The organism is Methanospirillum sp. (assembly GCF_035560735.1).
Taxonomy (GTDB): Archaea; Halobacteriota; Methanomicrobia; order Methanomicrobiales; family Methanospirillaceae; genus Methanospirillum.
In genome coordinates this window covers 1-5,772 of the sequence record NZ_DATMYY010000302.1, presented here as the reverse complement: position 1 = coordinate 5,772, position 5,772 = coordinate 1, and the positions used below count along the sequence as shown (strand labels likewise).

Genomic DNA, 5,772 nt, shown 5'->3' with positions numbered 1-5,772 from the left:
CTATTACGATATGTAGTGAGATATTGTTAGCTGTTGAAAGGAGAAGATATGATGGGCAGGGCTGATCGTCTTCATACGATTCGATCACCTCTCCAAACAATATCGCTTCTTCTAACTGTGAAGTTGAGATTCCACGTTCAGCCATTCTATTTCGTGCATGGCTGGTGATCAGATATGAATCTGACTTGATGTAGTCAATAATATCCTGATACTGCAAAATTTCTCCTTACAATTACATATAGACGGGCAATGTGATAAATATCTGGCCATTCTATCGTTCCTGTAAGCCCTAACGATAATTATACCGTCACCTTCCTGAACATATATCCCGCTATCATCATCACCACTGCTGCAAAAAATGCCAGTACGGTTATTGGTATTATGGGAATGACTCCGGTCCCAAGATCCCTGATGGCATCGATTGCATAACTGAGCGGGTTAACCCTGGCTATCATCCGCAGCCAGGTTGGCATAACATTGTATGGCATCAGAGCGCTTGAAGTGAAGAATAATGGCATCGTGACCATCGCAGTGAACACTGCGAATGAGTCATGGTCATTCAGATATAGAGCAATTGTTGTGGAAAATGCTGCAATAAAAACGCCGAACAGGAAGAGAATAAGATACGTCATGGCATACTGCATCGGACTCAGGATAGAAGCTCCGATCAGGACCGCAAGGATGAGGATGATGGTTGTCTGAAGAATCCCCCTGATGGTAATGAAGAGAATCTTACTGACAAGAATACTCTCACGCGGAACAGGCATTGCCAGGAATTTATTCAAAAAACCAAGAATCTTATCAAACATGAGAAGGGAGCCACTTGATATGCCGGCAGTGAGGATGGTCATTACCACAATACCTGGAGTGATAAAATCAAGATAATTTCCCGTGAAGTTCACCGGGAGGGTGAGGCCTACAAAGAGAAGCCAGGCAGCAGGAAGAACAAGTGTTGAGACTACACCAACTCTGTATCTGATCCATCTGATAAAGTCCCGTTCCATGTAGGTAACGACTCCCCTCATGATCGCCTCCTGAGCATCAATCTGTACTTCCATTCTTCGAAGCCGTTTGATTCCTCCTGTTTTCCGACAGATTGCAAAAATACATCATCCAGAGAAGGTTCATGAATTGACATCTCCCGGACTTTGTTTCCAGCCCGGCTCAGTGCATCAGCGAGCACTGAAATGGCCTGCCGACCATTTTCTGCAGTGAACGATAACTCATCTCCAGACTGGCCAATAAAGAAAGGATCTTCAAGATCGATCTGGTGATACGGTCCCTCAATGATGACGGTGATAACGTCCTTCATCAAGTGTGATTTTAGTTCTGCAGGTCTCCCCATCGCCTGAATTTTACCATGACTGATGATCCCGACCCTGTTACAGAACCTGTCAGCCTCGTCCATGTAATGTGTTGTGACAAAGATGGTCATCCCTTTCTTGTTCATCTCATGCAGATGTTCCCAGATGATTTTACGGGCAGCAACATCAAGGCCGAGCGTTGGTTCATCAAGAAATATCACTTCAGGCTCATGAACGAGGGCCTCAGCAAGTTCTAGCCTGCGACGCATTCCTCCAGAATATGTCTTTGCCAGGTCATCGGCCCGATCAGATAGTTCCATCACACCAAGAAGTTCGTCAACGCGGTCTTTGGGATTAGATATCCCATATAACTTCGCGAAGATGAGCATGTTCTCCCGTCCAGTCAGATTTGTATCAATAGCCATATCCTGTGGAACATAACTGAGACATCCTCTCACCTTATCAGGTTCTTTCAAGGTATCGTACCCACAGATGGATGCACTTCCTTTTGTCTGGGTGAGAAGGGTAGTGAGCATCAGAACTGTGGTTGTCTTCCCTGATCCATTCGGCCCTAACAGAGCAAAGATCTCGTTGTCAGCAGAAAATGTCAGATTATCAACGGCACAGAGTGTTCCAAACTCTTTTGTAAGATCGCATGTCTCAATTGCAGTCATGGTTTGCATCACTCCTGGTATTCACTGTTTAAGACGACCATTGCAGATCTGCCTCATTCTTCCCCTACTCGCTCGAAAAACTCTTCAGACTCCAGATATATCTCCTGGAGTTTACGGATAGTCTCCTCGTCTGTCTCCCAGAATCTCCGCTCATGAGCTTCAAGAAGCCTTCCCGAAATGCTCTGCAGGGCGTATGGATTATTCTCTTCTATCCATTGACGATTCTCTTCGTCAAAGAGAAAATGCTCGGCAGCAGCCTGGTATTCCCAGTCATCCACAGCATCAGAGGTGACATCCCAGCCGAATGTGTATTCAATAGTGTTGGTTACCTCCTGAACTCCTCTGAATCCATGCTGTTTGAGCCCTTCGATCCATCTGGGATTGAGCACACGACTCCTGAAGATAAATCTGATCTCTTCATCCAGGAGACGGGTTTTAACATTCTTCGGATCACACGCTTCTCCGATGACTGATACCGGATCCTTATTGCCATATTCCTTCACACAGGCGTTCATTCCGCCAAGGAAGATGTAATCATCATCTACATCAAGGATGTCCCATTCCTGGGAGACCCGGTTCTTTACCGTGGCGTCTAGCCTTGAAAACTGTTGTTTGAAGAGTTCGGTGCACTTCTCTCCTTTGAATCTTCTGCCGTATGCATGAGCTCCCCAGGTGGTGTACACATCTGCCAGATCTTTTCTATCCTTCCATGCAGAGGCATGTACTACTTCTCCAACTGCACATCCATGGTTTCCGGGAGGATCGCCAAATATTCTGATAAGAGCCTTATCCCGTGCCTCCTCTTCTGAAAAACCCTCTCTGATCTTTTGCACGAGATCCTGTTTCAGGTGTGCTGAGAGGTAATTGAGATCATCAGATTCATCAAGAGATGCGATGATCTCAACACCTTCATCAATCATGTACACGAGATTTGGAAATGAATCCCGAAACAGCCCACTAATCCGCAGAGTAACATCGATACGTGGCCGGCCAAGTTCTTTGGATGGTATCACCTCTAGGCCGGTAACTGCTCCTCCCCTGTCAGACCAGACCGGTTTTAGTCCCATCAGCCAGAGAATGTATGCGATATCATCACCACCGGTACGCATGGTATCAGTAGCCCAGACAACGATTCCAACCCGTTGTGGATATTCTCCTTTTTCTTCGATGTACCTCTCTACCATCTGGTCAGCCATAGCTTTTCCGGTCTGCCAGGCAGCAGGAGTTGGGATTGAAGCGGGATCGATGGAGTAACAGTTTTTTCCAGTTGGGAGAAGGTGGACATTGCCACGGGTTGGATCGCCACATGGACCGGGAGGAACATATCCTGCATCCAATCCACGGACGAGGTTTGTCATCTCATCGGTTGTCTGCCTGACCCGGTGAACGATATTAGTACAGATCCCGGTAATCGATGCTTCAAGAGTCGGGTTAATAGATCCTGCTTCCTCTGTGATCCTGGAAAGAACCTCTGACAGTTCATATTGACATGAATCCATCAGGATGATCAGCTCCTGGCTGCGGGTATCGACGAGATCGAGGAGCTCGCCATTCATGCGGTTATATTGCTCATTGTATCCTGATGGACTATCGAGGAGATCCTGAAGTATGAGAGAGAGTGATTGTGCAACACCGTCACGTAGAGATGGCAGTTTTCCGTTTTCAAGCCGTGTCAGAGCGTACACCATCTCTCTAAACCGATCATCAAGAGGTGGCTGTCCGAAAATATGCAGTCCATCTTTTATGATGACATCCCTGACCTCACAGAGATAATCATAAATTCGCTCCGCAGATGCAGCAATCTCCTGAACTGATGCATCTTCAGAGAGTCCAAGATCATTAGTAAGGTTCTGTTCCCTCACTATCCTGGCTATCTCCCTGATGAGATCATCTGCTTTATGAGATTCTCCGCCTCTCACTGCACGGAGATATTCCTGCAAGATACTGTCAAGATCTGTGAGATCTCCATATCCTTCTGCCCGCATCATGGCAGGTACCAGATGATCGAGAAGAACTGCCCATGTTCTTCGTTTTGCCTGAATCCCTTCTCCTGGATCATTCATGATATAGGGATAGAGATGCGGCATATCCTCGAGCACCAGATCAGGATAACACTCCTCAGATAGAGCATTTCCTTTGCCTGGCAGCCACTCAAGAGTCCCGTGAGTTCCCATGTGAATGACAGCATGTGCACCAAAGTCATCACATATCCAGCGATAATACGCAAGATACTGGTGAGGCATCACCATGTCATTTGAATGAATCAGTGACTCAACCTTCTCAAATAATCCACGAGGGGGCTGAATTCCGATGAAAACATTTCCAGTCCGAAGACCGGGGATGCAGAACTCCTCACCTGCTGTCATGACCTCTCCAGGTATAGAGCCCCAGTCAGCGGTTATTTTATCCTGGTTCTTCTCTGGAATTTTTGAAAACCACTCGCTATAGCGGTCTTTTGATACCAGAGCAGCAGCACGTTCTCTCATCTGTTCGTCAGAAAGATATCGAGTATCATTTGTAAGACCTGCTATCATGGCATTGATCAGATCATTTCCACTTTCAGGTATCTCTCCGACTGAGTATCCCTCTTCCTTGAGCCTGTGCAGGAGCTCGATGACGCTCTTTGGTGTGTCCAGTCCTCCGGCATCCCCAAGGGCATCCATCTCACCGGTGTACTGGTACAGAAGAATGGCTACTTTTCGCTCAGAAATGGGTGTCTTTCTAAGGTCTGCCCATCTTCTTGCCATTGATGCAATCCTCTCCGGACGACCCGGTATGGGTATGGACATATTTTTTCTGCCATCAAACTCTCCGGTAGTTCCAAGTGGGATTGCAATTATCTGTCCATCAAATTCAGGCCAGATCACTCCTGATGAGATCTCGACCGGAGAAAGGCCGGCCTCATCGTTCTGCCAGATCTCATAGGATCGATACATGGTGATGGTCTGCAGAAGGGGGACATTCAGGTCGTTGAAAAAGTTGTACACAGGATCGGTCTTTGAGCCATCATTTGGGTCAGATAGGGAGATCTGAGAGAATGACATGTTGATGATCAGCAGCTCAATAACCGGCCTGTCGTCTTTGATCAGATACTGATCAACAAATTTCCGTATCCCCATTGCACCGGTGATTGGGTTCGGACTTGTTATCAGGAAGAATGGGAGAACATTCATCCCTTCGGCTTCGATAGCACGGATGAGAGCATCAACTGCATGGAGATTCTTTCTGACATAGAAGAACTGATGAATCAAAATCCCGATTGTATGTTTTTTTGGATCAAGCCTGTTTGCATGGGTCAGAAAATCATGGATGCCTGGAAGTGAGGGATGATAAAATCCCTCTGTTGGTGGGTATCTGATTGAAGGAAGTTCGATACCAGGTAATCCTAGACATTTGCAGATGCAGAGAAGCAGACTTATGGTGTTTTCAAGGCTGCCCAGTTCGATTGCAGCATGAATATAGTCATACTCCTCGTCAGAGTACGGGAAGAGACCTCTGAAGTCTTTCATCTCCTCAGGCACAGAACTACAGACAAATGCCGGGATCTTCAGTTCTTTTGCGGCAGTTACCAACCGATCAAACTTTTTGAAGTATGTGGAGCTGCCATGATTTGCAATGATGAGAAACTGGCAGTCCTTCATCTTTCCAATGATCTGAGCAAATGCTTTTTCTTCAGAATCAAGGGCTTCTGATGTGGTCTGGATGACCTGAAGGAGGATTTTTTCTGATGCGCAGGAAGAACATGCCTCCTGTATCCATGGATTTTCTCCGGTTCCTGCACTGATGTAAAGTAT

The 5,772-nt window shown here is 46.6% G+C and carries 4 protein-coding genes; all 4 read right to left on the bottom strand.

Annotation, left to right across the window (positions count from 1 at the left end; genetic code table 11):
* Window positions 1-217: DUF4258 domain-containing protein (locus tag VN429_RS08740; RefSeq protein WP_325632232.1), on the bottom strand; the 217-nt coding region annotated here is incomplete at its 3' end.
* 82 nt (window positions 218-299) lie between these two features.
* Window positions 300-1,025 carry an ABC transporter permease gene (locus VN429_RS08735; protein WP_325632230.1) on the bottom strand — a complete coding sequence of 242 codons (726 nt, stop codon included), beginning with the start codon at window positions 1,023-1,025 and terminating at the stop codon, window positions 300-302.
* Entirely contained in the window at window positions 1,022-1,978 is a 957-nt protein-coding gene (locus tag VN429_RS08730) for an ATP-binding cassette domain-containing protein (protein ID WP_325632227.1), read from the bottom strand. Before VN429_RS08730 ends, VN429_RS08735 begins: the two co-directional genes overlap by 4 nt.
* A 53-nt stretch (window positions 1,979-2,031) precedes the next feature.
* Window positions 2,032-5,772, bottom strand: a 3,741-nt coding sequence (cobN, locus tag VN429_RS08725) for a cobaltochelatase subunit CobN (RefSeq protein WP_325632224.1), incomplete at its 5' end; no start/stop codon positions are given.